Genomic DNA, 25,043 nt, shown 5'->3' with positions numbered 1-25,043 from the left:
AGCCAGTTGGGCGGGGACGTGTCCTAGACTTGCCGCATGAGCCTGGACGAGCACCACTACGCCCTGACGGTCACCTGGACGGGCAACCTCGGCGAGGGGACGTCCGGCTACCGGGCGTACAGCCGCGACCACGAGATCGAGATTCCGGGCCTGCCGGTCCTCAAGGGCTCGGCGGACCCGACCTTCCGCGGCGACCCCGGCCGGTACAACCCCGAGCAGCTGCTCCTGGCCGCGCTGAGCCAGTGCCACATGCTCTCCTTCCTGCACGTGGCGGTAAAGCACGGCGTGGTGGTCACCGGCTACCGGGACCAGGCCGAGGGGCTGATGCGGACCAACCGGGACGGAAGCGGCCAGTTCGAGTCGGTCACGCTGCGCCCGGTGGTGGCCACGAAGGACCCGGTGGCCCCGGACACCATGGCCGAGATGCACCACGAGGCCAACTCGCTCTGCTTCATCGCCCGCAGCGTCAACTTCCCGGTCCGGCACGAGGCGTCCGCCGGCTGACGGTTCGGCGCCGCCAGCCTGGGGCAGCAACTACCCCGAGTAGGCAACCGGGCCCGTAGCGTCCCGCCATTCCTCCAGCAGCCGCTGCTCGGTTTCCGGGCTGAGTCCGGCCCTGCGTTCCCGGTCCAGCCCCCGGCGCCGCTCGTCGTCGAGACTGTCAGCCAGCGTCCGGGTCCACGGCCGCAACCGGAGTCCGGCCGCAACCGCGGCGGCGTTGCTGCGGGTCGTGAATCCCTCGTGGCCCGGCGGCAGCCACAGCGGCAGGGAGTCCGGACCTGCCCAGTAGTTCACCCCGCGCGAGGCGAGCCAGTCGGGCGGCGCGGCCACGACCGCCGCTGTTCCCCCGTCGAGACGCCGTGATTCATCGAGGTACTCGGCGAACGGCACGGGATCGCCGACCGCGTTCAGCGGCCCGGCGACGCCCCGTTCCGCCGCGGCCAGGACCCAGGCGGCCAGGTCCCGGACGTCGATGATCTGGGTCAACGCCGCCGGAGTGTCCGGGACGAGGACAGGTCCAAGGTCCCGGGCGAAGCGGGCCGGCCAGTACCCGTAGCGGTCCGATTCGTCCCCGGGCCCGCCGATCAGGCCCGGCCGGCACAGGTGCGCCGTGTCCCCGGCCAGTTCCAGGGTCAGGTGTTCAATCGCGGACTTCGCTGCACCGTAGTTCTCCATCGTCGCCGGCGTTCCGGCCGGCAGCGGCTCCAGCACGGCGGCGTCCTCCGCCGTTCCGGGGACCGAGGTGTCCGCGTAGACCGAACAGCTGGAGATGAAGGTCCAGTGCCGGGCACGGCCGGCGAGCGCCACGAGGGCGTCCTCCGCCTGCCCGGGGTCGCGGGCGACGTCGACGACGGCGTCCCACTCCCCGCGTGCACGGCCCCGGCGTAGGCAGCCGGACCCTGTGAGCGGTCCGCCTGGAGCCAGCTGGCACCCTCCGGCGGCGCGGTCCGGGATCCGCGGGCCAGGCACGTGACTTCGTGGCCGGCGGCTACCGCCTGCCGGGCGATTTCGGCAGAGAGGAAGGCGGTGCCACCAAGGACGAGGATGCGCATGGGGCCACGCTACGGCGCTAGTCTGGACAGTGAACAGAGTCTTATGCGGCCGGCGAACGCGGGCGTGCCGAAGGAGCAGTACCACTTGATCTTGAGCTTCACCACCCCCGAACCCCTGACCCCGCTCGACGTCTCCGCCATCAACGTGCCCGGAGCACTGATCAGCATCGGTGTGGGCGTCCTTGTCTGGCTGGTGGCGTCCTTCGTGATTTCCGGGATCACCAAGCGCGTCGCCGCGGGCAGCACCTTCTTCAAGAAGCCGCGGTTCCGCTGGGTGGCCCCCGCCCTGCGCGCCCTCGACCACCAGCGCCGGGAGCAGCGGGCCCGCACCATCGGCGCGCTGCTGACCAGTGTGGTGAGCGTCCTCGTCGTCGTGATCACCGCGATGTACGTGCTGCAGTACCTCGACGTCAACATCGCGCCGCTGCTGACCAGCGTCGGCATCCTGGGTGTCGCGATCGGCTTCGGCGCCCAGCAGCTCATCCGCGACTTCCTGGCCGGGATCTTCATCACCATCGAGGACCAGTACGGCATCGGCGACATCATCGAAACCTCCGAGGTGGTGGGCACTGTGGAGTCGATGGGCCTGCGCATCACCCGGGTCCGCGCCGACGACGGCACCATCTGGTACCTGCGCAACGGCGAAATCCTCCGCGTGGGCAACCGCTCCCAGGGCACCTACACCCCGACCCCCGACGACGAGTCCGGCCCGGCGGCCGCCGCCGACGCCGCACCCCAGCAGAAAGCCGGAGAGTAATGACCATCCCCCTCGGCGGAGACCCCCGCCAGCCCCGGCAGCTGATGCAGAACGACCCGTTCAGCAAGCCCGGCTACACCGACAACTTCTACGACGCCGTCGGCGGGCACGAGACGTTCGTCAAGCTCATCGACGTGTTCTACGACGGCGTCGCCACCGACCCGCTGCTGCGGCCCATGTACCCGGAGGAGGACCTCGCTCCGGCGAAGCGCCGCTTCCTCATGTTCCTGGAGCAGTACTGGGGAGGTCCCACCACTTATGGCGAGGAACGCGGCCACCCCCGGCTCCGGATGCGGCACCAGCCGTTCCGCGTGACCCCGGAGGCCAAGGACGCCTGGCTCCGGCACATGCGCACCGCCGTCGATGCCCTGGAGCTCCCGCCGCTCTACGAGGGAACCCTGTGGGACTACATGGAGCGGGCCGCCCTCTCCATGGTCAACAGCCCGTCCGGAGCCTAGGCCGGTCGCGCCGCTTGCCGCCCGCACACAGAGAAAGAACCCCGGAGGCACTTGGGGGGATGCCTCCGGGGTCTTTCTGAAAATAATAATACCCACCCGGGTATGACCTTGCAAGGGGTTCCCCGCCTAGGCTGGAGCCATGATCACGATTCGCGAAACGGTCAACGGCGACCTGCCCGCCCTTGCCGCTTTGCGGGCCACCTGGGCGGCCGAACAGGCACCCGCCGCCGATGGCACGACCGTTGACCCTGAAAAGTTCCTCGCCGCGCTCAAGAGGTGGCTGGAGGCCAATCCGCGGACCTTCTTCCTCGCCGAGGACGACGGCGTTCCCGTGGGCATGCTGAACCTCATGGTGTTCGAACGCATGCCCAAGCCCGGCAAGGACATCTCGCGCTGGGTGTACCTGGGCAACGTCTACGTGCTTCCCGACCGCAGGAACGCCGGCATCGGGGCGCAGCTGGTGGAGGCCGCCCTGGCCTATTCGCGGGAGATCAACGCGGTCCGCATGCTTCTCTCCCCGTCGTCGGAGTCCCGGAACTTTTACGCTCGGCTGGGCTTTGTGCCGGCGGAGGAACTGAACGTGCTGACCTTCTAAGCTGCGTCTCCACCCGTACCGGCCCGTTTGCGAGCCTTTCCGCCCGCTGCCCGGCGCGGCCGGGTCTAGGCTGGCGGTCATGGCGATCATTCATCAGGCAACGTTGACCCCCTCCAAGATGGAACTCCTCGAGCGCTGGCTCCCCGGCCGGTCCTGGTTCCCGGACACCGGGTCCGCCCCGGAGAAGGCCGGACACTTCCGCTTCGACGACCCGGAGGGAGAGGTGGGCCTGGAGACCATCCTGGTGCGTTCCGGCGGCGCCGTGTTCCAGGTGCCGCTCAGCTACCGGGGCGCTCCCCTGCCCGGCGCCGATGACCACCTGGTCGGCACCATGGAACACTCCGTCCTGGGCAGCCGCTGGGTCTACGACGCGTGTACGGACCCGGCCTACGTCCGCGCGCTGGCCGGTGCCATCCTGGCCGGCACGCCGCAGGCACAGCATGTCCTGCAGGTCGACGGCGGCCAGAGGGTGCTCCCCGAATCGGTCACCGTGCACGGCACGGGCTCCGCGGGTATATCGGTTCCGGAGGTCGGCGACGTCACGGCCAGCGACACCGCTGAAGGGACCGTGATCCGCTCCGGTGCGCTGGAGATCATGGTCCACCGGCGGCTCGACCCCGCTGTCCCGCCGGCGGCCCGCTCCCTGGCCGGCACCTGGGAGGGTCAGGACACGCCGGTGGCCCTCGCCGCCGTCACGGAAGGCTAGGGCGTCGTCGCGGGGTCCGGCTAGAGACCAGAGCCCGCTCGGACCAGCACGTGGCCGCGGGGGCTGCTGAGCCGGAACCACGTGTCGGCCCGGAAGACGGACTGCTCCCCCTCGGCCAGGAAGCCCAGGGTCAGCACCGCGAAGGCCGCCCCGGCGGGCAACCCGTGGACCGCCGGCAACGGCCGGCCCCAGACGGTGGCGCGGGCGTTGTTCACGATCAGGGCGCCGGGCTTGTCCGGGATGATGCCGGCAATCTCCCTGATCCCCTCCTCCGCCACCCGCCGCAGTTCGGCGTCAGGGACGGTGCCGGCAGGTTCCCAGCCGCCGCGGGGTGCTCCGACGCCGGCCCAGGATTCCCGCAGGGTCATCGGCGGGACGGGAAGGTCGACGTCGTCGGGCCCCGATCGGGCGAGCCGGTCCAGCACCGCCGAGAGCGGCACCGTCACGTCCAGCCGGGCCGGCACGGCCAGAGCCATGGTGCGCAGGCCCAGGATGGTCGGCGTTCCCTCGCCCAGCAACCGCGGCCGCAGGAGGCAGACGTAGGCGGCCAGGACGGTGCCGTCGGCGCTGAGGCGGATGCCGCCGTCGTCCACCGCCTTGGCCCTGGTGGCGAAGGTGCGCAGGTCGGCAAGGTCGCGGGGATCGGAGAACTGCAGGGACTCGGTGAGGACATCAGACACATTCCCGACTTTACCGGCTGAGCCTCTTTGGAGCCCGGCCGAGCCGCCGTCTAAAGTCAAACCATGACTGAAGCCGAAGCCGCAGTGCAGGCCGCACCCGCACCCCCGGAGGACCCGACCACCTCGCTCATCCACCTTCTGGACCTGGGCGAACTTCAGGGTGCCCGGACGGACGAGGACATTTTCCTGGGCCCGTCGCAGAAGCAGCCCCGGCAGCGGGTGTTCGGCGGCCAGGTGCTGGCCCAGTCGCTGGTGGCCGGCAGCCGGACCGTTCCCGAGGGCCGGGGCGTGCACTCGATGCACGGCTATTTCTTGCGGCCGGGCGACGCGAACCAGCCCATCACCTTCGGCGTCCAGCGGCTCCGCGACGGGCGCTCCTTCTCGGCCCGCCGGGTCCACGCGTACCAGGACGGCAAGCCGATCCTGTCGATGATCGCCTCCTTCCAGGACGAGGATGAGGGCATCGAGCACCAGACACAGATGCCGGAGGGAATCCCGGACCCGGAGTCGCTACCGAGCACGGCCGACCTGCTGGGCAAGTTCGACCACCCGGTGGCCCGGCACTGGGCCTATGAGCGGCCCTTCGACATCCGGCACGTGGACCCGGCCCTGTATGTCTCGGCCGAGGGGCCCAAGGAGGCCCGCAACGCCGTGTGGATGCGGACCTTCGGCCCGATGCCGGACGATCCCGGCCTGCACCGTGCCGCGCTGGCCTACGCCAGCGACTACACCCTCCTGGAGTCGGTGCTGCGCCGGCACGGTATGAGCTGGATTACGCCGGGGATGTCCGTGGCGAGCCTGGACCACGCCATGTGGTGGCACCGTCCGGTGCGTGTGGACGAGTGGCTGCTGTACGTGCAGGAATCCCCCAGCGCCCAGGGCGCCCGGGGCCTGGCCACCGGGAAGATCTTCAGCCGCGACGGCCGGCACGTCGCTACCGTGGCGCAGGAGGGCATGATCCGGTTGCCCACCGAGCCGACGCCGCAGTAACTGCGAACGCCTCTAACGCAAAGCCCTGCGCACCCCTCTCGGGGATGCGCAGGGCTTTTGCGTTGGCGGGCCGGCCGCGGAACTAGTCGCGGGTCAGGCGGCGGTGGGTGACCCGGTGCGGCTTGGCCGCGTCGGGGCCGAGGCGCTCCACCTTGTTCTCCTCGTAGGATTCGAAGTTGCCCTCGAACCAGTACCACTTGGAGGGGTTCTCCTCGTCACCTTCGTAGGCGAGGATGTGGGTGGCCACCCGGTCGAGGAACCAGCGGTCGTGCGAGACGACGACGGCGCAGCCGGGGAATTCCAGCAGGGCGTTCTCGAGGCTGCTGAGGGTTTCGACGTCGAGGTCGTTGGTCGGTTCGTCGAGGAGCAGCAGGTTTCCGCCCTGCTTAAGGGTCAGCGCGAGGTTCAGGCGGTTGCGCTCACCGCCGGAGAGGACGCCGGCCTTCTTCTGCTGGTCCGGGCCCTTGAAGCCGAAGGCGGCGACGTAGGCGCGGGACGGCATTTCGACCTGGCCGACCTGGATGAAGTCGAGTCCGTCGGAGACGACCTCCCAAAGGGTCTTGTTCGGGTCGATGCCGCCGCGGCTCTGGTCCGCGTAGGAGATCTTCACCGAGTCGCCGACCTTGAGTTCGCCGCCGTCGAGCGGCTCCAGGCCGACGATGGTCTTGAACAGGGTGGTCTTGCCGACGCCGTTGGGGCCGATGACGCCGACGATGCCGTTGCGCGGCAGCGAGAACGACAGGCCGTCGATCAGCATCCGGTCCTCGAACCCCTTCTGCAGGTTCTTCGCCTCCAGGACCAGTCCGCCCAGGCGCGGTCCCGGCGGGATCTGGATCTCTTCGAAGTCGAGCTTGCGGGTCCGGTCCGCCTCGGCGGCCATTTCCTCGTAGCGGGCCAGACGGGCCTTGGACTTGGTCTGGCGGCCCTTGGCGTTGGAGCGCACCCAGTCGAGTTCCTCGGCGAGGCGCTTGGCCTGCTTGGCGTCCTTCTTGCCCTGGATTTCCAGGCGGGCGCGCTTCTTCTCGAGGTAGGTGGAGTAGTTGCCCTCGTACGGGTAGAGGTGGCCGCGGTCCACTTCGGCGATCCATTCGGCCACGTGGTCCAGGAAGTACCGGTCGTGGGTGACGGCCAGGACGGCGCCGGGGTACGAGGAGAGGTGCTGTTCGAGCCAGAGCACGCTCTCGGCGTCGAGGTGGTTGGTGGGCTCGTCGAGGAGCAGCAGGTCGGGCTTCTGCAGCAGGAGCTTGCAGAGGGCGACGCGGCGGCGCTCACCACCGGAGAGCACGGTGACGTCGGCGTCGGCCGGCGGGCAGCGCAGGGCGTCCATGGCCTGCTCCAGCTGGGAGTCGAGGTCCCAGGCGTCGGCGGCGTCGATCGCTTCCTGCAGCTGGCCCATCTCTTCGAGCAGGGCGTCGTAGTCGGCGTCCGGGTTGGCCATCTCTTCGGAGATCTCGTTGAAGCGCTGGATCTTGCCGTAGATCTCGCCCACGCCCTCCTGGACGTTGCCGAGGACGGTCTTTTCCTCGTTCAGCGGCGGCTCCTGCAGCAGGATGCCGACGGTGTAGCCGGGGCTCAGCCGGGCCTCGCCGTTCGAGGGAGTGTCCAGGCCGGCCATGATCTTGAGGATGGTGGACTTACCGGCACCGTTCGGGCCGACAACACCGATCTTGGCACCGGGGAAGAAGGACATACTCACGTCGTCGAGGATGAGTTTTTCGCCAACGGCCTTACGGGCCTTGGTCATTGTGTAGATAAATTCCGCCATACTCTCAAATCTAGTGGTTCGGCGCTGATAACTCACATTCCGAGGCGCAGGTTCCGCGCTGCCGTCGCCGGGGGACCGGTCAGGCTGCCGGGCCGGCGAGGCAGCGGCCGTCGGCGAGGGCCGGCAGGACCGCAGCGATGACGGACCGCCCCCGGATCTGGGCGACGACGCAGCCCGCGCCCTGCCGGACTGACGCTTCCACAGCGTCGGCATCCAGGCCCGTGGGGGTCCGGCTGGCGGTGACCTCGATGGCCCCGGGAGCAAAACCGGCCCGGACCAGTGCAGTCCGAACGCTGTCCGTCGCCGGCACCGTACCGTTTGCGAAGCCGGCGAGCGCATCGCGCACCGTGGCCGCATCCACGGGTGGCGCGGCCGCCGAGCCGCTCGCCGTCGACGGAGCGCTGGGCGTGGGCACAGAGGGGGCTATGGGCATGGCGGTCGCGGTCGCGACGGCGGCGGACGCTGATGCCGCGGGGGCGACTGTATCGCCCGACCCGGAGCATCCTGAGAGGGCCACTGTAACCACGATGCCGGCCAGGGCGGCGGACGTCGGGAACAGCGCGCGGGGAAGGAGTCTGGGCCGGGTCACCCGGCCATTCTGCCACCGGCACTGGTCCGGTCATCGCAGCCACCCCCGCCCACGCTCTTAGCCGAGCCTTCCGGGCCGGCGACCTGCTGGCACTGGCCCGGAAACGAAGTCCTCAGGCGGCGTCCTCCTTCACCTCTCCGGTTTCCTCGTCGAAGTCGGGCAAGTCCTCCGTGGCGTCGACTCCGCCGTCCCCGCCGCTCCCCTGCCCGGCCGTTCCCGTGGTCCCGCCCTGATCCGCCCCGTCCGGCTGCTGTTGCTGCCCGCCGGTGTTACGGGTGAAGTTGGCAGCACCCCACGCCAGGTCGTGCCCGATGGCGTCGGCATCGATGTCCACGGCGTGGTGGATGCGGCCCTCCGACTCCCAGGTGCGGATCTTGAGCCTGCCGGCAACGATGACGGGCTGCCCCTTCCGGATACTGCAGGCCATGTTGCCGGCCAGCTGGCGGTAGCCCTGCACGGTGAACCAGTTGGTGGTGCCGTCGACCCAGGCGTTGGCCGCCCGGTCGAAGCGCCGCCCGGTGGAACCCAGCCGGAAGGATGCGGTGGCGACGCCGCCGGGCGTGGTCGAACTCTTGATTTCCGTGGCGACGAAGCCACGGATGGTGATGCTGTCATTCATTGGTCTGTCCTGTCTCGTGGGAAGGCTGGCTGGTCCTTCCCACTCTGCGACCGGCGTCCGGCACACGGCAGTCCGTACCGGGGCTATGTGGAAAACGCGCCGCGGTGGCACGGTAAACTTCTTGAGGCGTGCCCGGCTCCGGTCGATGGGCACGCGAGTGCCCCAGTAGCTCAGGGGATAGAGCAGCGGCCTTCTAATCCGCCGGTCGGGGGTTCGATTCCCTCCTGGGGCGCCTGCACGGTCCCGGTCACGGAATTTCCGTGACCGGGGCCGTTCCGTTTAAGCTCCCCAGTTTCCTGGTTCCCCGGCTCAGCTAAGGGAGCGCCGCCTCCCGCCGGGGCCATAAGCAGGCTTAGTATTGAGTCGAGAGCTGGAGGCGGTGCCCCCGGCCCGTAACCGAAAGTAAGGCAGCCATGACGCAGACACCCCGCGGATTCGACTCCTACGACCAGGCCGACACCCCGCCGGAGCCGGAGCACGCAAGCACCGGACTCCCCCGGGAGGAACTTCCGGGGGCCACCTCCTCCCCCGCCCGGACGCCCGCAGAGGCTCCCACGCCGGAGCCCGCTCCCGCCACCCCGGCAGCACCCGCGCCAACGCACGAGTCCCGCCGCGTGACCCGCGCCGGGATGGTGTGGACCGCCGTCGCGGTCGCGCTGGCGGTGCTGATCCTGCTGATCGTCTTCATCCTGCAGAACCAGGACTACGTCCAGGTCAAGTTCTTCGGCCTGGCGGGCGCCGTGCCACTGGGTGTTGCGCTGTTCATCGCCGCAGTCGGCGGCGGGGTGCTGGTCGCCATCGCCGGGGCCGCCCGCATCATCCAGCTCCGGCTGTCCGCGCACCGCCAGCGCACCCGCCTCGCCGGGCAGGGCACCCGCAACCGCTAAATCTGGGGAACCGCTGAGCCGGAGGCACGGCAGGAGCGCAGACCGGCCGGACTGCCCTACAGTTGCCGCATGTCCGAAGGCCTCATTACTGCCATCCGCACTGCCCTGCACGCCGCGGCAGACCCGGTCCGCGGCGCGGCGGCCCAGCGGTACCTGAAGTCGGAGATGCCGTCCCTGGGCGTCCGGGTCCCGGAGGTCCGGGCCATCGTCAGGAACGCCGCCCGGCGGTTGCCGCCGCAGTCGCTGTCCGAGCTCACCGCCGGCGTGACCGGGCTGTGGCGCGAGGCCCGCTGGCGGGAGGAACGGCTCGCGGCCATCGAACTTACCGGTTTACGGCTGGCCCGGGACGAGCTCGCCATGCTTCCCCTGTACGAGGAGATCATCCGCGACGGCGCCTGGTGGGACCTGGTTGATTCCCTGGTGCACCGTCTGGGCGGCCTGCTCCTGGCACATCCCGCCACGATGGCGTCGTTGCTGCGCCGATGGAGCAGGGACCCGGACCTCTGGGTCCGCCGTGCTTCCATCACCGCCCAGCTGGGAGCCAAGGGCGCCACGGACCGGGAGTTGCTGGCTGACGTGATCACGGCCAACCTCGGCGACCGTGAATTCTTCATCCGCAAGGCCATCGGCTGGGCGTTGCGGGACTTCGCCACGACGGATCCGGACTGGGTCCGGGACTTCGTCGACCGCGCCGGGGACGGTTTGAGCCCGCTCTCCCGCCGCGAGGCGTTAAGGAAGCTGGGACCAGCGGACGGCCTCAGCTGAGCGGTCTTAGGTGACCGCCCTTAAGTGACCGGCCTCAGATAACGGGCCGACTGGTGACCGGTTCGTCCGGTTTGCTGAACAGCTGCTTGGTCTTGGGGTCCAGGAAGATCAAATAGAGGGCGAACAGCAGGGCAATGATCGCTGCGGCGTTGCGGGCCAGGGCCAGCGCCAGGCCCAGGTCCTGGCTCTGCAGGTACGGGAAGACCTCCAGCTGGTCGGAGATCGCGTAGACCATGAAGAACGAGACCATGAAATACAGGGCCTTGACCTGCCAGTCGTCGCGGATACCGGTGACGGCGAAGAGCGGGATCAGCCACACCACGTACCAGGACTGGATCATCGGGGCGAGGAACACGACGGCGGCGAAGGCCAGCGTCAGGCGGCGCATCAGCCGGTCGTAGTCGCCGCGGAAGATCTGCCAGGCCACGATCCCCAGCGCCAGGACCTTGCCGGCGTCGTACACGTATTTCGCCAGGCCCCAGCCGTCGAGACCGAAAGCGTTGGAAATGGAGGCAACGATCAGGCCCACCAGGCCCACCGGGGCGTACCAGATCCAGATGCTGCCGGGGGCGGACAGGCCGTTGATCCAGCCGAAGCCGAACCCGTTGACGGCGCTCATGGCGTAAAGCAGGCCCACGCTGATTCCGGCGGTCAGGGCCCAGAACACGAACTTCCGCGGCCACCCGGCGTTCTTGCCGGCCCACAGCAGCCCGATGAAGGGCAGGAACACGATGGTGATCGGCTTGACCGCGATTGAGAGTGTCACCAGGACCAGGCCCACCAGCACCCGCTTGGTGGCGCAGTAGTAGAGGCCGGCGAGCGCCAGGCCGATCATCAGGGCGTCGTTGTGAACGCTGGCGATGAAGTTGGTCAGGAAGAGCGGGTTGGCGGCGGTCAGCCAGAGGGCGCGGTGCGGGTTGACACCGTGCAGTTCCGCGAGCTTCGGGACGTAGATGATGCAGAGCACGATCCCCACGAGGGCGGCCAGCCGGAACAGCATGATGCTGGCCTCCGGCTGGACATTCGTGGACCACACGACGAACTGCTCGATCCAGAGGAACAGCTGGCCATAGGGCACCGGCGCCTCGGTCCACATCTTGTCCGCGCCGAGCTGGAAATAGTTGGAGAGCGCGGAGATGCCGTTCTCGTAAGGGTTGAAGCCCTCGACCATCAGCCGGCCCTGGCCGATGTAGGCGTAGACGTCGCGGCTGAAGAGCGGCACGGAGAACATCATCGGCAGGCCCCAGGCGACGACGGCGGTCATGGTCGCCTTCCGCGCGCCCACGCCCCAGTGCCGGACCCGCTGGCCCAGCCGCAGCCACGCCCGCACCAGCAGCATCCCGCCGACCGCCAGCAGCACGATGCACATGCCGACGCCCACGGCCTCGGTGCGCATCCAGATGAAGAGCGGCAGCCGGCGCAGTTCGGAGACCGGCGCCAACCAGCCGACGCCGAGGGAACCGATAAACATGAACAGCGAGCCCAGGAATCCGGAGAGGATGGGTGAGCGTGCGTTGTCCACGTCGGCCGAGGCCGCCGTGGACGGTGCCCCGGAGGATGCCCGGGACGTACCGGCAGCCGTCTTTCCCGCCGCAGGTACAGGCGCCGTCATCTCAGGGGTGTCCAATCTGTCGAGTGCTGGTGGAGCCCACTCGTGGCCTGAAAGCCGGTCAGGGGCACGCCGCACGGAGGAAAAATTCCGACGGCCGCGTTGCCAAAATCGTAGCACCGGGCCCCTCCGGGGCGGCGGAACGGTAGGCTGGGCGCGTGCCTATATCTAATGAACGCATCGTGTGGATCGACTGCGAAATGACCGGCCTGGACACCAAGAATGACGCCCTGATCGAGGTAGCTGCCCTGGTGACCGACTCGGAACTGAATATCCTCGGCGACGGCGTCGACGTCGTCATCAAACCGGACGACGCCGCCCTGGCCCAGATGAACGACTTCGTGCGCGACATGCACACCCGTTCCGGGCTGCTGGAGGAACTCCCCCGCGGCAAGACCATGGCCGAGGCGCAGGAAATGGTGCTGGCCTACATCAAGAAGTGGGTACCGGACCCCAAGAAGGCCCCGCTCGGCGGCAACTCGGTGGGCACCGACCGCGTCTTCCTGGTCCGGGACATGCCGGAACTGGTCGAGCACCTGCACTACCGGGTGATCGACGTCAGCACCATCAAGGAACTCTCCCGCCGCTGGTATGCCCGCGCGTACTTCCAGTCCCCCGCCAAGCTCGGCGGCCACCGCGCCCTCGGCGACATCAAGGACTCCATCGACGAGCTCCGCTATTACCGGCAGGCCGTCTTCGTCCCGGCGCCCGGCCCGGACAGCTCCACCGCGCAGCGCATCGCCAAGGACATCATGGCCACCTCGGGCGCCGCTCCCGGCAGCGCGCCGACGGACGCCGCGGACGACGCCGGGAACCCCGGAAACGCCTCGGCAGAGTCCCCGCGGGTGCCCGCGCAGAGTAATCTGCGCCACGTTTCGGCCTTTTTTCGATGAAATCGCCAAAACTGGCAAAAGCACCCCCGCGGAGCAGGTAAGCTATTTGTCGTTGCCTTTCCGGAAGGCCGGTTCGCCGGTTCGACTGACAGGCACATGGTGGGCGTAGCTCAGTTGGCAGAGCGCCTGGTTGTGGTCCAGGAGGTCGCGGGTTCAACCCCGTCGCTCACCCTCACCGAGGACGGCACGATTGTCCGACCTTGCCAAAGGCCGCACCGGATATCCGGTGCGGCCTTTGTTGTTTGTCCCGAAAACACATGGAAGGAACCGCGATGAGGCGCCAGCTCTTCGAAGAAGACCATGAGATGTTCCGCGAGATGGCGGCCGAGTTCAACGTCCGCGCCGTGGCCCCACATTATGCGCAGTGGGACCGGGACCACATGATGCCGCGGGAGCTGTGGACCGCCGCCGGGGAACAGGGCCTGCTGGGGCTCGCCGTCCCCGAGGAGTTCGGCGGCCTCGGCATGACCGACTACCGGTTCCGCGCCGTGCTGGATGAGGAATTCGCCAAGAGCAACCACCTCGCCGTCGGCCTGGCCTTCCACCTGCACGACGACATGGTCCTGCCCCATCTGCTGGCCTACGGCTCGGAGGATCTCAAGCAGCGCTGGCTGCCCGGCATGGTCTCCGGCGAGACTGTCACCTCCGTGGCCTGGACCGAGCCGGGCGCGGGCTCTGACCTCCGCGGCGTCCGCACGAAGGCCGTCCGCGACGGCGATGACTGGGTGATCACCGGCCAGAAGACGTTCATCGGCAACGGCATCTCCGGCGACGCCGCCCTGGTCCTCGCCCGCACCGACGGCGGAAGCGGCCGCGGCGGCGCCGAGTCCTTCTCGCTCTTCATGGTCCGCAAAGGCGAGGGCTACACCACCGGCAACCAGCTGGACAAGATGGGCCTGAAGGCCTCCGACACCGCCGAGCTCTTCTTCGACAACGTCCGGGTCCCGCACGCCGACCTCGTCGGCGAGGAAGGCCAAGGGTTGCGCTACTGCGCCGGGCAGCTGCCGCAGGGCCGACTGGGCATCGCCGTCGCCGGTTCCGCCGTCGCCCGTGCCGTGTACGAGGCGACCGTGCGGTACACGAAGGACCGCAACGCCTTCGGCGAGCGGATCATCGACTTCCAGAACAGCCGCTTCGAACTCGCCGACATCCTCACCGAGGTCGAGGCCACCGAGTCGTACGTGGACCGGGCCATCACCGCGTTCAACGCCGGGGAACTCGACGCGTCCTCCGCCGCCAGGGTGAAGCTGTGGGCCTCCGAGCGGGCGAAGTCCGTGACCGACCGCTGCCTGCAGCTGCACGGCGGCTACGGCTACATCATGGAATACCCGGTGGCGCAGGCCTTCCTCGCCGCCCGCCTGCTGACCATCTTCGGCGGCACCAACGAGATCATGCGGGACGTCGTCGGCCGCGGCATCGCCGGCTGACGCGCCCCCTCCACCCGCACCACTCCCTCCCCCGCAGCAAAGGAAGCCCCGCGCCATGACTGTCCTGCCCATCACCATCTGGGGCGAACCGGTACTGCACCGCCGGGCCGCCGAGGTCGAGGTCTTCGACGACGAGCTGCGGACCCTGATCGCGGACATGTTCGAGACCAACGACGCCGCCAACGGCGTCGGCCTGGCAGCCCCGCAGGTGGGGGTCGGCAAGCGTCTCTTCGTCTACAAGTACGAGAACGACGACGGCGCCCCGCCCTCCGGCGTCGTGGTCAACCCGGTCCTCACCCTCTCCAAGGTCTCCGGGGCGCTCCCCGATCCGGACGAGGAAGAGGAAGGCTGCCTGTCCTTCCCGGGCGGCCACTACCCGCTCAAGCGTGCCGAATGGGCCCGGGTGCAGGGCTTCGACGGCGAGGGCAACCAGATCGAGTTCGAGGCGACGGGCTGGTTTGCCCGTGTGATGCAGCACGAATACGACCACCTCGACGGCAAGCTGTACGTCAACCGGCTGATCGACCGGTACTCCCGCAAGGCGATGAAGCAGGCCAAGAAGAGCGGCTGGGGCGTCCCGGGCCTGACCTGGATGCCGGGCGTGGACCCGGACCCCTTCGGACACTAGCGGAGAGGACCCGGGACACCGGCGGCGGCCGCTCCTATGCTTGGCAGCATGGAAGCCACACTGGCCGCCCCGGCGAAGCCCATCCTGACCCTCACCATCAACCCGGCCCTGGACGTCAGCACCACCACGGAGCACGTCACCAGCGGCCATAAGCTGCGCTGCGGCCCCAGCCGGCTGGATCCCGGCGGCGGGGGCATCAACGTGGCCCGCGTGGTCCAGCGCCTCGGCGGCCGGCCCCTGGCCATCTACACCGCCGGCGGGCCCACCGGCGAGGCGTACCGCCGCCTGGTCGAGGCGGAGCGGCTGCCTGCACTGGTGGTCCCGATCCAGGGCAGCACCCGGCAGGACTTCACGGTGGACGAGACCGGCACCGGCGAGCAATTCCGCTTCGTCCTCCAGGGCCCCGAGCTCAGCGAACCCGAATGGCGCCTCTGCCTGGGGCTGGTGGCCGACTCCATTCAGCCCGGCGGCTACGTGGTGGCCAGCGGCAGCCTGCCGCCGGGTGTGCCCGAGGATTTCTACGCCCGGATCGCCCGCCTGGCCCGGGAGCAGGGCGCCCGCTGCGTGGTGGACGCCTCGGGTCCCGCCCTGGCCGCGGCCCTGGCCGAGGGCGTCTTCCTGGTCAAACCCAGCCGGCGGGAGCTGGGCCTGCACTTCGGCACGACGCTGAAGGATGAACAGGCCGAACTCGACGCCGCCGCTGCTCTGGTGGCGGACGGCTCCTCCGAGAACGTAGCCCTGACCCTCGGTGGGGCCGGTGCTGTACTCGCCTCAGCGGCGGGCACACTGCGCCTGGCCGTCCCGAAGGTGGAGGTCCGCAGCACCGTGGGTGCCGGCGACAGCTTCCTCGCCGCATTCGTCCTGAGGCTGGCGCAGGGCCTGGGCAGCGCCACAGCGTTCCGCTCCGCCGTCGCGGCGGGCAGCGCCACCGTCACCACGCAGGCCACTGAGCTCTGCCACCGCGACGACGTCGAGCGGCTGGAAGCCGAACTGGCGCGGCAGGAATTCAGCTTGGCCTGATTGTGGGTTGGCCCCATTGTTGGTTTGGCCTGATGGTCGCTTGATCCGGGCAGCTTCCGAGCACCCGCCGCATGGCGTCCTTTTCCGCGGCCGTCACCCACAGGGCGTAGGCCGCCTTCACGGAGACCTGGCGGGCGACGTAGTGGCAGCGGAAGGCCTTGTTTGGCGGGAGCCAGCTGGCGGCGTCCGAGGAGCTCTTGTCCTGGTTGGCCGGCCCGTCCGCGGCCACCAGGTTCAGCGGGTCGTTGGCCAGGTGTGTGCGCTGGAGGGCCGTCAGCTGCTGCGCTCCGGTCTGCCAGGCGTCGCCGAGCGCCACGACGTGGTCGATCTGGATGGCTTTGCTTGAGTCGGCCCCGCGCCGGAAGGCGGTCTGCCGGCCGGTGTAGGGCTCCCGGAAACTGCCGGACCCGATCCGGCAGCGGGACTCGTCCGTGAATCGGGCGTCGGCGAGGTCCCGCCGGAGGATGTCGTTGCGGGTGTCGCAGCCGTTCCGGTCGACGTCGAGCCACGCCTGTCCAAACGCCGCCCGGTCATAATTGGCGGCAGGATCCCGGATCCTCACTGGAAGCGACTCCAGCAGGTCCGCGGCCCGGCCCGCCGGCACCGCCCGCACGGAAGAGACGGGACTCATCCACGCCGCCAGCACCGGGGCCTCCGACGGCCCGTCGGAGAACCCGCCGCCGAGGCGGAACTGGCCGTCGACAAAGAACCAGAGCAGCGTCAGGAGGACGGCCAGCGCGGCGGCTGCCAGGACTATCCATGCCTGGCGGGACCGCCGTCGTGCCCGTCGGTAATGCGCCCAGGTGACGCTCACAAGGTCTCCGCGAGGTCCCGTGCCGGGTGCTGGTTCTCCATCACGGCAAAATCTTAGGCGGCGGTCCGCACCGCGCCGCGGTTATGCACAGTGTGGAGGGAAGGTCCCTCGCGGGGGCGCCGGGCTACTGTTCGCGGGTGACGCGGCGGAGGTCCTCCTCCGCGAGGTCCGACAGGGCCTCCAGCTGAGCGACCCGGGCGTCGTCGATCTCGCCGGCCTCCCGTTTGGCGCGGGCGTCGTCGAGGAGCCGCTTGGCTTCCTTGGCATTGCGCCGGGCCACATCGAGGGCGTGTTCGAGGGTGGTTTCGTGCTCCGTAGCCTGGTTCTGTTCCATGGCTCCCATTGTGGTTCGCTTTCCCGGCCGTTTCCAGAGAACCGGCCGGGAAAGCGCTCCGTGTCGGTGACTTAGCCGACCTCGACGGGCAGGCCCGCGGCCTCAAGGGTGGCGGCGGCGTCCTTGGCGGGGAACGACGGCGGGTTGACCCCGGCCATCTCCTCCATGACCCGGACCACCTGGCAGCTGTAGCCGAACTCGTTGTCGTACCAGACGTAGAGGACGAGGTTCTTGTCGTTGGAGATCGTGGCGAGGCCGTCCACGATGCCGGCGCGACGGGATCCGACGAAGTCGGTGGAGACGACCTCGGGCGAGTCGATGTAGTCGATCTGCTTGCGCAGCTCGGAGTGCAGCGACATCTCCCGCAGGTAGTCGTTGACCTCGTCCTTGGTGGTGCCGTTCTCGAGGTTGAGGTTCAGGATGGCCATCGAGACGTCCGGGGTGGGTACGCGGATGGCGTTGCCGGTGAGCTTGCCTTGGAGTTCGGGGAGGGCCTTGGCGACGGCCTTGGCGGCACCGGTCTCGGTGATGACCATGTTCAGCGCTGCGGAGCGTCCGCGGCGGTCGCCCTTGTGGAAGTTGTCGATCAGGTTCTGGTCGTTGGTGAAGGAGTGGACGGTCTCCACGTGGCCGTGGATGACGCCGTAGCGGTCATTGATGGCCTTCAGCACCGGGGTGATGGCGTTGGTGGTGCAGGACGCGGCGGTGACGATCTTGTCCTCGTCGGTGATTGCGGCGTGATTGATGCCGTGCACGATGTTCTTCAGGTCGCCCTTGCCCGGGGCGGTGAGCAGGACCCGGGACACGCCCTTGCTCTGCAGGTGCTGGGAGAGGCCCTCGGCGTCACGCCAGCGGCCGGTGTTGTCGACCACCAGCGCATCGTGGATGCCGTAGGCGGTGTAGTCGACGGTGGCGGGGTTGTCCGAGTAGATGACCTGGATCTGGACGCCGTTGGCGGTGATGGTGTCGTTCTCGAGGTCCACCTTGATGGTGCCCTCGAAGGAGCCGTGGACGGAGTCACGGCGCAGCAGGCTGGCGCGCTTGGCCAGGTCGTTGTCCGAGCCGCGGCGCACGACGATCGCACGCAGCCGCAGGCCATGGCCGCCGCCGGCCTTTTCGATCAGGAGGCGGGCCAGGAGGCGTCCGATGCGGCCAAAGCCGTAGAGCACGACGTCGGTGCTGGTGCGGTCATCGCCGCCGCGCTTGCCGACAACCTCGGCGAGTTCTTCGCGGAGGAACTCGTCCAGGCTGACGCCGTCGCCCTCGGCGCGGTACTTCTCGGTCAGGCGGGCGATGTCGATGGCCGCGGCGCCGAGGTCCAGCTTGGTGAGCGCGTCCAGCAGCGGAGCGGTCTCCTCGAGGCGGAGTTCCTCTTTGCTCATCCGGCGGGCGAAGCGGTGCGCCTTCAGGATGTTCATGGTGGACTTGTTGATCAGGCTCCGGCCGTGAATGGAGGTCACCACGTTGTTTTCGCGGTACAGCCGGCCGATCACCGGAATCATGGCCTCGGCGAGCGCCTCCCGGCCCATCCACGTATCAAGACAAGAATCTGACGTCTGGCTCACAGAACTACCTTCCTAAAATCCACCGCATACGTCCTCGTGTGCGGAAGTCGGCCGCCGGCGGGTCTCCGGAACCTTCTCGCTGCGGGGATTCGGTCCACCCCGGCGAGCGCGTGACCGCAAAGAAAAAGCCACCGGCTGCGAACGCAGACCCGATGGCTGAACCTCTACGTTCACGCCCTATTCTAGGGCGGACCCCCTGCACCTACCGGCCGGTACGGGGTGAAATCACTCACATCGGATTGCCAAGGATTCCCGGCACCCCTGGCCTAGGATGGCGGCATGGGACGTTGGTTTGGTGAATGTGATGACTCGCTGGAGTCGTTGACCTAGAGGCGAGGACCTCCGGTTGCACAGTGGAGTTGCTTAGACAAACGCTGTAGCGACCAGGAGGTCCTCGTGTCCCACGCTAATGCCGCTTTGACTCCGCGCCAACGTTTACGCGTCGCGCGTCTGGTCATCGACCATGGGTGGCCGGTATCCCGGGCCGCCGAGCAGTTCAACTGCTCCTGGCCTACTGCTAAACGGTGGGCGGCCCGCTACGCCGCGATGGGTGAGGCCGGCATGGGCGACAGGTCCTCACGCCCGCACCGGGTGGCGAACCGGACACCGCAGCAGCTGGTGCGCAAGGTCGTGCATCTGCGTTGGAAGCAACGGTTGGGACCGGTCGCGATCGGCGCGAAGCTGGGCATGCCGGCCTCAACCGTGCACGCGGTCCTGGTCCGGTGCCGGCTGAACCGCCTGCACCACGTGGACAAACGCACCGGCGAAGTGATCCGCCGCTACGAACACGAGCGCCCCGGGGCGATGATCCACGTCGACGTGAAGAAACTCGGCAACATCCCCGACGGCGGCGGGTGGCGCTACGTCGGCCGGCAACAGGGAAAACAGAACCGCTCCGCGACCCCGTCAGGAACCCGGAACAGGCACCGCAATCCGCTGATCGGTACCGCCTATGTTCACACCGTTATCGATGACCATTCCCGGGTCGCCTACGCCGAAATCCACGGCGACGAAACCGCGGCCACCGCCGTCGGCGTGCTCAAGCGGGCCGTGTCATGGTTCGCCGCACGCGGCGTCACCGTCGAGCGGGTCCTCTCCGACAACGGATCGGCCTACAAATCCCACCTCTGGCGCGACACCTGCCGCGAGCTGAACATCAAGGCGAAGAAAACCCGCCCCTACCGGCCGCAGACCAACGGCAAGATCGAACGCTTCCACCGCACCCTCGCCGACGGATGGGCATTCAAACGCTTCTACGCCACCGAATCAGCCCGAAGAAACGCCCTCCCGGCATGGCTGCACCACTACAATCACCACAGACCCCACACCGCAATCGGAGGCCACCCGCCCATCAGCCGCCTAACCAACCTGCCCGGGCAGTACACCTAGGATGGCGGCATGGGACTCATCGTTGCACTTCTTGTCATCTGGCTCATCCTCTCGATCCTTGGCTTCGTGGTGAAGGGCCCGCTGTGGCTGGCCATCATCGGCCTGGTCCTCCTGGTCGCCACCGCCGTGTGGGGCTGGATCAAACGCAAGGCCTGACCCGCACGTCCACCAACGGCTGAGGGCCGGCACCGTTCTTGGTGCCGGCCCTCAGCCGTTTTTCGTGCTCAAGAGTCGTGGGATGGGTTGACCGATACGCCGGGTTCTGTGGTCCCGGGCCGTCGCCGGCACGGGAATAGCGACCATCCATCTACGAACGCCGTTGCCGGCGCCCTCCAGCAGCCTACCCGGACACTCGGGCGGGCAGCCCTCGAACGTGTCCTGTCTGGCCTTGCTCCGGGTGGGGTTTACCTAGCCTTCCCGGTCACCCGGGAAGCTGGTGGTCTCTTACACCACCGTTTCACCCTTACCCGGCCGCGGAACCGTGCAAACACGGCGCCGCCCCGGGCGGTCTGTTCTCTGTGGCACTGGCCTGCGGGTTACCCCGAGTGGGCGTTACCCACCACCCTGCCCTGCGGAGCCCGGACGTTCCTCGAGCCACTTGCGTGACGCGCGGCCGCCTGGTCAACCCATCCGCTGTTCATTCTACGGGCTGACAGGGGGCCTTTGTCCCGGATCCTTTTGGCCGGGCCGGTGGGAGAATTGATACAGGCACCCCACCGTCCAAGGAAGCGATCCGGATGGACATCACCGCCGTCATTATCTGGCTGCTCGTCGCGGCCCTGTTGATCATCATTGCCCGCTCCTCCATCAGGATCGTCCGCCAATACGAACACGGCGTACTCTTCCGGCTGGGCCGGGTGATCGGCGTCCGGATGCCCGGACTGCGGCTCATTATCCCGGTAATCGACAGGCTCCAGCTGGTCAGCCTTCGGATCGTGACCATGCCCATCCAGTCGCAGGGGATCATCACGCAGGACAACGTCAGCGTGGACATCTCCGCCGTCGCCTATTACCGCGTCATCGACGCCGTAAAGTCCGTCGTCGCGATTGAGAACGTCGCCGCCGCCATCAACCAGATCGCCCAGACCACGCTTCGCAAGGTGGTGGGCCGGCACAGCCTGGACCAGACGCTCTCCGAGACGGAACACATCAACAGCGATATCCGCGAGATTCTCGACGCCCTGACGCTGGAGTGGGGCGTCGAGGTGACGCTCGTGGAACTGAAAGACATCCAGCTGCCGGACAGCATGAAGCGCGCCATGGCCAGGCAGGCAGAAGCGGAGCGGGAGAAGCGGGCCAAAATCATCGCCGCAGAGGGCGAATCGATTGCCGCCGCCGCCCTCGGTGAAGCCTCTGACATCATGATGGCGCACCCCCTGGCACTGCAGCTGCGGAACCTGCAGTCCCTCGTGGAAATCGCGGTGGACAAGAACTCCACGGTGGTCTTCCCGGCGCCACTGATGAGCACCATCGGCGAGCTGTCGGCGTTCCTCGCCCGGGAAAACCAGTCGGCCGCCACTGCCGCCGGCTCCGATGCCAGGCCACCCGCCCCTGCCCCGGTCCCCGCACCTGCCGCAGGGCCGCCATCGAAAGCCGCGTGAGCCGCGCCGGTAGGATCGTACGGTGCTGATTCTGCTCCCGCCCTCCGAGGGCAAGACCCCCGCCAGCCACGGCGACGCCGTCGACCCCTCGTCGCTCAGTTTTCCCGCCCTGAATGACGGGCGGGCGCAGGTGCTGGAGGCCCTCGGCACGGTCAGCGCGCACGAGGACGCCCTGTCGCTGCTGGGTGTGGGAGCCTCGCTGAGCGCCGACGTCGAACGCAACACCAGGCTGCACGCCGAGCCCGCCGCGCCCGCCCACCAGGTCTACTCCGGGGTGCTCTACGACGCCTTGGGCTACTCTTCGCTGACGCCGGCGCAGCGGAAGAAGGCGGACGCGTCCGTGCTGGTGGTCTCCGCGCTTTGGGGCGCCATCCGGTTCGGCGATCGGGTGCCGGCCTACCGGCTCTCGATGGGCACGGCACTCCCCGGGATCGGACGCCTGGCATCCTTCTGGAAACCGCAGATCACCGCAGCCTTGGCCGGGGAGACCGACGGCGAGCTTCTGGTGGACTGCCGCTCCAGCACCTACGCGGCCGCCTGGGCCCCGCCGCCGGAGCGTACCGTCGCCGTGCACGTCTTCACCGAGGTCAACGGGGTGCGCAAAGTGGTCAGCCACTTCGCCAAGCACACCCGCGGCGAGCTGGCCCGGCACCTGCTGACCCGGCGCGGCAAGGCCCCGCAGACCCCGGCTCAGCTGCAGAAGGCCGCGGCCGAGAAGTGGCCGGCGGAACTGGTCCCCGGAACGGCCCGGAAGCCGCACACGCTGAACCTGATCCTGCCGGGCTAGGCTCCGGTCAGGCCCATTCGGCGGAGCGGACCAGGATGCAGCCGGAGTCCGGGCAGAAGACGATGTCGTCCTCCGCGGCGGCCTTGATCTCGGCCAGGTCGCCGGGGCTCAGCTGCATGCCGGAACCTTCCGAGGTGCCGTGGAACAGCCGGGCGGCGCCGACGCCGCGCTTGGCCAAAGTCTTTTCGTAGATCGCCAGCATGCCCTCGTCCAGGCCGGCCGCGAACTCTGCGCGCTGCCCGCGGACCACGGTGTGTTCTGCCGCGACCTCAGCGAGCTTCTCATCAATCTCGGCGCGGATGCCGGAGAACGAGCCTTGGATGTCGTCGACAATCTGCTGCTGCTCCGCCTGGCGCAGGCGCAGCGCATCCAGCCGCTCCAGGACCTCAAGCTCCACGTCCTCCAGGTCCGAGCGGCGCTTGTTCAAGGACGCGATGTCCTTCTGCAGGGCCACCAGGTCCTTGGACAGACCGGTTCCGCTGTTCAGCCGGGCCTCGTCGCGGGTGATCCGGGAGGCCACCTGCTCGACGTCTGCCTCGGCGCGCTTGAGCTCCAGTTCCGCGTCGGCGACGGCCACCTTTGCCGCGCCGAGTTCTCCGTTGGCAACGCCCAGGGCGGCTTCCAGGTCGGTGATGCGCGAGTCGCCTTCGAGGCTGCGGCGGCGGTTGGAGAGTGACTTCAGTTTCGCGTCGAGCGCCTGCAGCTCGAGTAACTTCATCTGTTCCGCCGGGGCTGCCTTGGCCACTGTTTCCTCCGAATGTCTGTCGTCCGGCCGTGCCGGGCACCTGAACGGCGCTCCCTCGACTCTAACGCGTGGCACGCCCTGCGCTCACCCGGGTCTCCCCGCAGACGGGGCGCCTACAGGGCGAAGCCGGGCTCAGCCGGGTGTGAGGATGAAGTCCCACGGGTCGCTGTTGGTGGTGCTGACCCGGATCTCGACGTCGTGGCCCTGGTCCGCCAGGACGTTGCCCAGCGCCTCCGCCGCGGCCGGGAGCCACAGCCACTCGCTGGCGAAGTGCGAGACGTCGATCAGGTAGGGGCGGTCGTTGAGTGCCGCCTCGCGGGCTTCGGAGGCAGGATGGTGGCGCAGGTCGGCGGTGACATAGACGTCGGCGTTGCTGGCCCGAACCTGGTCGAAGAGCGAGTCGCCGGCGCCGCCGCAGACCGCCACCCGGCGCACCAGGCCGTCGCGGTCGCCGGAGACGCGGACACCTCCGGCGACGGCGGGCAGGATGCCGAAGACGCGGGCGGCGAAGTCACCCAGGGTCTCGACGTCGGCGAGGTCGCCGACCCGGCCGATGCCTTCCTCCGGCAGCCCGTTCGCCGCCTGGGTCAGGGGCTGGACGTCCTGCAAGCCGAGCGCGTCGGCCAGCACGTCGGAGACGCCCCCCACGGCGGAGTCGCCGTTGGTGTGCACGGTCAGCAGCGCGGTACCCGTCTCGATCAGGCGGTGCACCGCCCGGCCCTTGGGCGTGTTGGCCGCCACGGAGGTCACGCCCTTGAGAAGCAGGGGGTGGTGGGTGATGAGCAGTTCCGCGCCCCACTCCACGGCCTCCTCGATCACCTCGAGGGTGGGGTCGACGGCGAAGAGCACGCGGGTGACCGGCGCGGAAGGGTGTCCTGCCACCAGGCCCACCTCGTCCCAGCCTTCGGCCAGGGATTCGGGCCAGAGTTCTTCGACGGCCACCTGGACGGCGCCGAGGGTGGTGGCGCCGGTGTCCCCTGCGTCGTCAGTCTCATCGGTGTCCGCGTCGCTGGGGGTTCCGCCGTCGGCGGTCCCGGCGGTGTCAGGGGTCTTCTCCCCGGGCGCTGCACCATCCGGGGCGGGGCCGGCGGTCGGGGCTGAAGCGTCCGTATCCTCTGGTTCCATACCCACATTCTTACCCTATTGGCCGTCCGGGACGCCCCTGCGGGAATGATCCGGACGGTTCATCCATTGAACAAGGAGGACCCCGTACGGACGATCCCGCACGGGCCGAAAGGAACAGCATGCAGGAAACCAAGACAGGAGAACGCGTGGACACCGACGTCGTGAACGGCAGCAGCGAACGGACCTTTGTGCTGGGTGGCGGTTGCTTCTGGTGCCTGGACGCCGTGTACCAGAAGACCCAGGGCGTGACCTCCGTGGTCTCGGGCTACACCGGCGGTCACGACCACAACCCCGACTACTACTCGGTCTGCTCCGGGACCACCGGCCACGCGGAAGTGGTGGCGGTCAGCTTCGACGAATCCGTCATCCCGGCGGAGGTCATCCTGGATATGTTCTTCGCCCTGCACGATCCCACCACGCTGAACCGGCAGGGGTACGACGTCGGCACGCAGTACCGCTCGTCCATGTTCTACGAGACCACGGAGGAGAAGATCCTGTTCGAGGAGGCCATCGAGCGGAACCAGGAGCTGTGGGCCAACCCGATCGTCACCGAGGTCAGCCGGCTGCCGGTCTTCCACGTGGCGGAGGATTTCCATCAGGACTACTTCGCGAAGAACCCGGACCAGGGCTACTGCCAGGTGATTATCAACCCGAAGCTCGCGAAGGCAAGGAAATATTACTCCGCATGGCTTAATGCTTAGCCGGGCTTCTCGCGCCCTCAATAAGCTGACCCTAGAATTCC

At 68.5% G+C, this 25,043-nt stretch carries 27 protein-coding genes, 2 tRNA genes, 1 other RNA gene and 1 pseudogene; 19 read left to right on the top strand and 12 right to left on the bottom strand.

Features of this window, described 5'->3' with window-relative positions:
• The first annotated feature begins 36 nt into the window (after positions 1-36).
• Positions 37-504: an OsmC family protein gene (locus ACRQ5B_RS12880; RefSeq protein ID WP_432394442.1), complete on the top strand. Its 468-nt coding sequence runs from the start codon at positions 37-39 to the stop codon at positions 502-504.
• A 30-nt stretch (positions 505-534) separates the two neighbouring features.
• On the opposite strand, the pseudogene ACRQ5B_RS12875 reads toward ACRQ5B_RS12880, so the two are convergent.
• Positions 535-1,553: pseudogene (locus ACRQ5B_RS12875) on the bottom strand (NAD-dependent epimerase/dehydratase family protein).
• Between the two features lie 88 nt (positions 1,554-1,641).
• Between ACRQ5B_RS12875 and ACRQ5B_RS12870 the strand changes: the two are divergent.
• The 4 genes from ACRQ5B_RS12870 (at position 1,642) to ACRQ5B_RS12855 (ending at position 4,069) form a co-directional block, all read left to right on the top strand.
• Positions 1,642-2,310 (top strand): mechanosensitive ion channel family protein, encoded by a 669-nt coding sequence (locus ACRQ5B_RS12870; RefSeq protein ID WP_432398762.1) that lies wholly within the window; start codon positions 1,642-1,644, stop codon positions 2,308-2,310.
• Positions 2,310-2,768, top strand: a complete 459-nt coding sequence (locus tag ACRQ5B_RS12865) for a globin (RefSeq protein ID WP_364135146.1) — start codon at positions 2,310-2,312, stop codon at positions 2,766-2,768. The genes ACRQ5B_RS12870 and ACRQ5B_RS12865 overlap by 1 nt, the downstream gene beginning before the upstream one ends.
• Before the next feature lie 139 nt (positions 2,769-2,907).
• Positions 2,908-3,363, top strand: a complete 456-nt coding sequence (locus ACRQ5B_RS12860; RefSeq protein ID WP_432394439.1) for a GNAT family N-acetyltransferase — start codon at positions 2,908-2,910, stop codon at positions 3,361-3,363.
• 79 nt (positions 3,364-3,442) lie between these two features.
• A complete protein-coding gene (locus ACRQ5B_RS12855) occupies positions 3,443-4,069 on the top strand; it encodes a CG0192-related protein (RefSeq protein ID WP_432394436.1) in 627 nt (208 codons plus the stop codon).
• 20 nt (positions 4,070-4,089) lie between these two features.
• Here the strand turns inward: ACRQ5B_RS12855 and ACRQ5B_RS12850 are convergent, their stop codons facing one another.
• On the bottom strand, positions 4,090-4,749 hold the full coding sequence (locus tag ACRQ5B_RS12850) for a hypothetical protein (RefSeq protein WP_432394433.1): 660 nt from the start codon (positions 4,747-4,749) through the stop codon (positions 4,090-4,092).
• Between the two features lie 63 nt (positions 4,750-4,812).
• On the opposite strand from ACRQ5B_RS12850, the gene tesB reads away from it, so the two are divergent.
• Positions 4,813-5,739, top strand: a complete 927-nt coding sequence (gene tesB / locus ACRQ5B_RS12845) for an acyl-CoA thioesterase II (RefSeq protein WP_432394430.1) — start codon at positions 4,813-4,815, stop codon at positions 5,737-5,739.
• A gap of 82 nt (positions 5,740-5,821) precedes the next feature.
• Here tesB and ettA read toward each other — a convergent pair whose 3' ends face one another.
• From ettA to ACRQ5B_RS12830, 3 genes are all read right to left on the bottom strand, one after another.
• Positions 5,822-7,504, bottom strand: coding sequence for an energy-dependent translational throttle protein EttA (gene ettA / locus ACRQ5B_RS12840; RefSeq protein ID WP_432394427.1), 1,683 nt, complete (start codon positions 7,502-7,504; stop codon positions 5,822-5,824).
• Positions 7,505-7,583: 79 nt separating this feature from the next.
• Complete coding sequence (locus ACRQ5B_RS12835; RefSeq protein WP_432394424.1) at positions 7,584-8,093, bottom strand: DUF6993 domain-containing protein; 510 nt, start codon at positions 8,091-8,093, stop codon at positions 7,584-7,586.
• Positions 8,094-8,205: 112 nt separating this feature from the next.
• Positions 8,206-8,712, bottom strand: a complete 507-nt coding sequence (locus ACRQ5B_RS12830) for a single-stranded DNA-binding protein (protein WP_432394421.1) — start codon at positions 8,710-8,712, stop codon at positions 8,206-8,208.
• A 159-nt stretch (positions 8,713-8,871) separates the two neighbouring features.
• On the opposite strand from ACRQ5B_RS12830, the gene ACRQ5B_RS12825 reads away from it, so the two are divergent.
• The 3 genes from ACRQ5B_RS12825 to ACRQ5B_RS12815 all read left to right on the top strand — a co-directional run bounded on the left by ACRQ5B_RS12825 (position 8,872) and on the right by ACRQ5B_RS12815 (position 10,364).
• A tRNA-Arg gene (locus ACRQ5B_RS12825) sits at positions 8,872-8,944 on the top strand.
• 181 nt (positions 8,945-9,125) lie between these two features.
• A complete protein-coding gene (locus ACRQ5B_RS12820; RefSeq protein ID WP_432394418.1) occupies positions 9,126-9,599 on the top strand; it encodes a LapA family protein in 474 nt (157 codons plus the stop codon).
• Positions 9,600-9,668: 69 nt separating this feature from the next.
• The gene (locus tag ACRQ5B_RS12815; RefSeq protein ID WP_432394415.1) at positions 9,669-10,364 is read left to right on the top strand and encodes a DNA alkylation repair protein; all 696 of its coding nucleotides are present in this window, start codon (positions 9,669-9,671) and stop codon (positions 10,362-10,364) included.
• Positions 10,365-10,398: 34 nt separating this feature from the next.
• Here ACRQ5B_RS12815 and mptB read toward each other — a convergent pair whose 3' ends face one another.
• Complete coding sequence (gene mptB / locus ACRQ5B_RS12810; RefSeq protein ID WP_432394413.1) at positions 10,399-11,976, bottom strand: polyprenol phosphomannose-dependent alpha 1,6 mannosyltransferase MptB; 1,578 nt, start codon at positions 11,974-11,976, stop codon at positions 10,399-10,401.
• Positions 11,977-12,131: 155 nt separating this feature from the next.
• Here mptB and orn point away from each other — a divergent pair, with 155 nt between their 5' ends.
• From orn to ACRQ5B_RS12785, 5 genes are all read left to right on the top strand, one after another.
• A complete protein-coding gene (gene orn / locus ACRQ5B_RS12805) occupies positions 12,132-12,866 on the top strand; it encodes an oligoribonuclease (protein WP_432394410.1) in 735 nt (244 codons plus the stop codon).
• 99 nt (positions 12,867-12,965) lie between these two features.
• A tRNA-His gene (locus ACRQ5B_RS12800) sits at positions 12,966-13,037 on the top strand.
• A gap of 101 nt (positions 13,038-13,138) precedes the next feature.
• Positions 13,139-14,293 (top strand): acyl-CoA dehydrogenase family protein, encoded by a 1,155-nt coding sequence (locus ACRQ5B_RS12795; RefSeq protein ID WP_432394407.1) that lies wholly within the window; start codon positions 13,139-13,141, stop codon positions 14,291-14,293.
• Positions 14,294-14,348: 55 nt separating this feature from the next.
• The gene (def, locus tag ACRQ5B_RS12790; RefSeq protein WP_432394404.1) at positions 14,349-14,921 is read left to right on the top strand and encodes a peptide deformylase; all 573 of its coding nucleotides are present in this window, start codon (positions 14,349-14,351) and stop codon (positions 14,919-14,921) included.
• A 48-nt stretch (positions 14,922-14,969) separates the two neighbouring features.
• Positions 14,970-15,941 carry a 1-phosphofructokinase family hexose kinase gene (locus ACRQ5B_RS12785; RefSeq protein ID WP_432394403.1) on the top strand — a complete coding sequence of 324 codons (972 nt, stop codon included), beginning with the start codon at positions 14,970-14,972 and terminating at the stop codon, positions 15,939-15,941.
• On the opposite strand, the gene ACRQ5B_RS12780 is transcribed toward ACRQ5B_RS12785, so the two are convergent.
• The 3 genes from ACRQ5B_RS12780 to ACRQ5B_RS12770 form a co-directional block, all read right to left on the bottom strand.
• The gene (locus ACRQ5B_RS12780; RefSeq protein WP_432394400.1) at positions 15,928-16,755 is read right to left on the bottom strand and encodes an HNH endonuclease family protein; all 828 of its coding nucleotides are present in this window, start codon (positions 16,753-16,755) and stop codon (positions 15,928-15,930) included. The genes ACRQ5B_RS12785 and ACRQ5B_RS12780 overlap by 14 nt on opposite strands.
• A gap of 124 nt (positions 16,756-16,879) precedes the next feature.
• Positions 16,880-17,089 carry a hypothetical protein gene (locus ACRQ5B_RS12775; protein WP_432394397.1) on the bottom strand — a complete coding sequence of 70 codons (210 nt, stop codon included), beginning with the start codon at positions 17,087-17,089 and terminating at the stop codon, positions 16,880-16,882.
• 71 nt (positions 17,090-17,160) lie between these two features.
• Positions 17,161-18,654 (bottom strand): glyceraldehyde-3-phosphate dehydrogenase, encoded by a 1,494-nt coding sequence (locus ACRQ5B_RS12770; RefSeq protein WP_432394394.1) that lies wholly within the window; start codon positions 18,652-18,654, stop codon positions 17,161-17,163.
• A gap of 396 nt (positions 18,655-19,050) precedes the next feature.
• Here ACRQ5B_RS12770 and ACRQ5B_RS12765 point away from each other — a divergent pair, with 396 nt between their 5' ends.
• The gene (locus tag ACRQ5B_RS12765; RefSeq protein ID WP_432394391.1) at positions 19,051-20,043 is read left to right on the top strand and encodes an IS481 family transposase; all 993 of its coding nucleotides are present in this window, start codon (positions 19,051-19,053) and stop codon (positions 20,041-20,043) included.
• Between the two features lie 9 nt (positions 20,044-20,052).
• Complete coding sequence (locus tag ACRQ5B_RS12760; protein ID WP_432394388.1) at positions 20,053-20,199, top strand: LPXTG cell wall anchor domain-containing protein; 147 nt, start codon at positions 20,053-20,055, stop codon at positions 20,197-20,199.
• 79 nt (positions 20,200-20,278) lie between these two features.
• Here ACRQ5B_RS12760 and rnpB read toward each other — a convergent pair.
• Positions 20,279-20,672, bottom strand: an RNA gene (rnpB, locus tag ACRQ5B_RS12755) — RNase P RNA component class A.
• Between the two features lie 108 nt (positions 20,673-20,780).
• Between rnpB and ACRQ5B_RS12750 the strand changes: the two genes are divergently transcribed.
• Together ACRQ5B_RS12750 and ACRQ5B_RS12745 are read left to right on the top strand one after the other, a co-directional pair.
• Positions 20,781-21,644: a slipin family protein gene (locus ACRQ5B_RS12750; protein WP_432394385.1), complete on the top strand. Its 864-nt coding sequence runs from the start codon at positions 20,781-20,783 to the stop codon at positions 21,642-21,644.
• A gap of 22 nt (positions 21,645-21,666) precedes the next feature.
• A complete protein-coding gene (locus ACRQ5B_RS12745) occupies positions 21,667-22,431 on the top strand; it encodes a YaaA family protein (protein ID WP_432394382.1) in 765 nt (254 codons plus the stop codon).
• A 7-nt stretch (positions 22,432-22,438) separates the two neighbouring features.
• Here the strand turns inward: ACRQ5B_RS12745 and ACRQ5B_RS12740 are convergent, their stop codons facing one another.
• Both ACRQ5B_RS12740 and ACRQ5B_RS12735 read right to left on the bottom strand, forming a co-directional pair.
• The gene (locus ACRQ5B_RS12740; RefSeq protein WP_432394379.1) at positions 22,439-23,176 is read right to left on the bottom strand and encodes a zinc ribbon domain-containing protein; all 738 of its coding nucleotides are present in this window, start codon (positions 23,174-23,176) and stop codon (positions 22,439-22,441) included.
• 132 nt (positions 23,177-23,308) lie between these two features.
• Positions 23,309-24,301 carry a Nif3-like dinuclear metal center hexameric protein gene (locus tag ACRQ5B_RS12735; RefSeq protein ID WP_432394376.1) on the bottom strand — a complete coding sequence of 331 codons (993 nt, stop codon included), beginning with the start codon at positions 24,299-24,301 and terminating at the stop codon, positions 23,309-23,311.
• A gap of 119 nt (positions 24,302-24,420) precedes the next feature.
• Between ACRQ5B_RS12735 and msrA the strand changes: the two genes are divergently transcribed.
• A complete protein-coding gene (gene msrA, locus ACRQ5B_RS12730; RefSeq protein WP_432394373.1) occupies positions 24,421-25,002 on the top strand; it encodes a peptide-methionine (S)-S-oxide reductase MsrA in 582 nt (193 codons plus the stop codon).
• Positions 25,003-25,043: the final 41 nt, after the last annotated feature.

It is taken from the genome of Pseudarthrobacter sp. L19 (genome assembly GCF_050859435.1).
GTDB lineage: Bacteria > Actinomycetota > Actinomycetes > Actinomycetales > Micrococcaceae > Arthrobacter.
The sequence above is the reverse complement of the archived record's forward strand: the minus strand, read 5'-3'. Positions and strand labels throughout refer to the sequence as shown.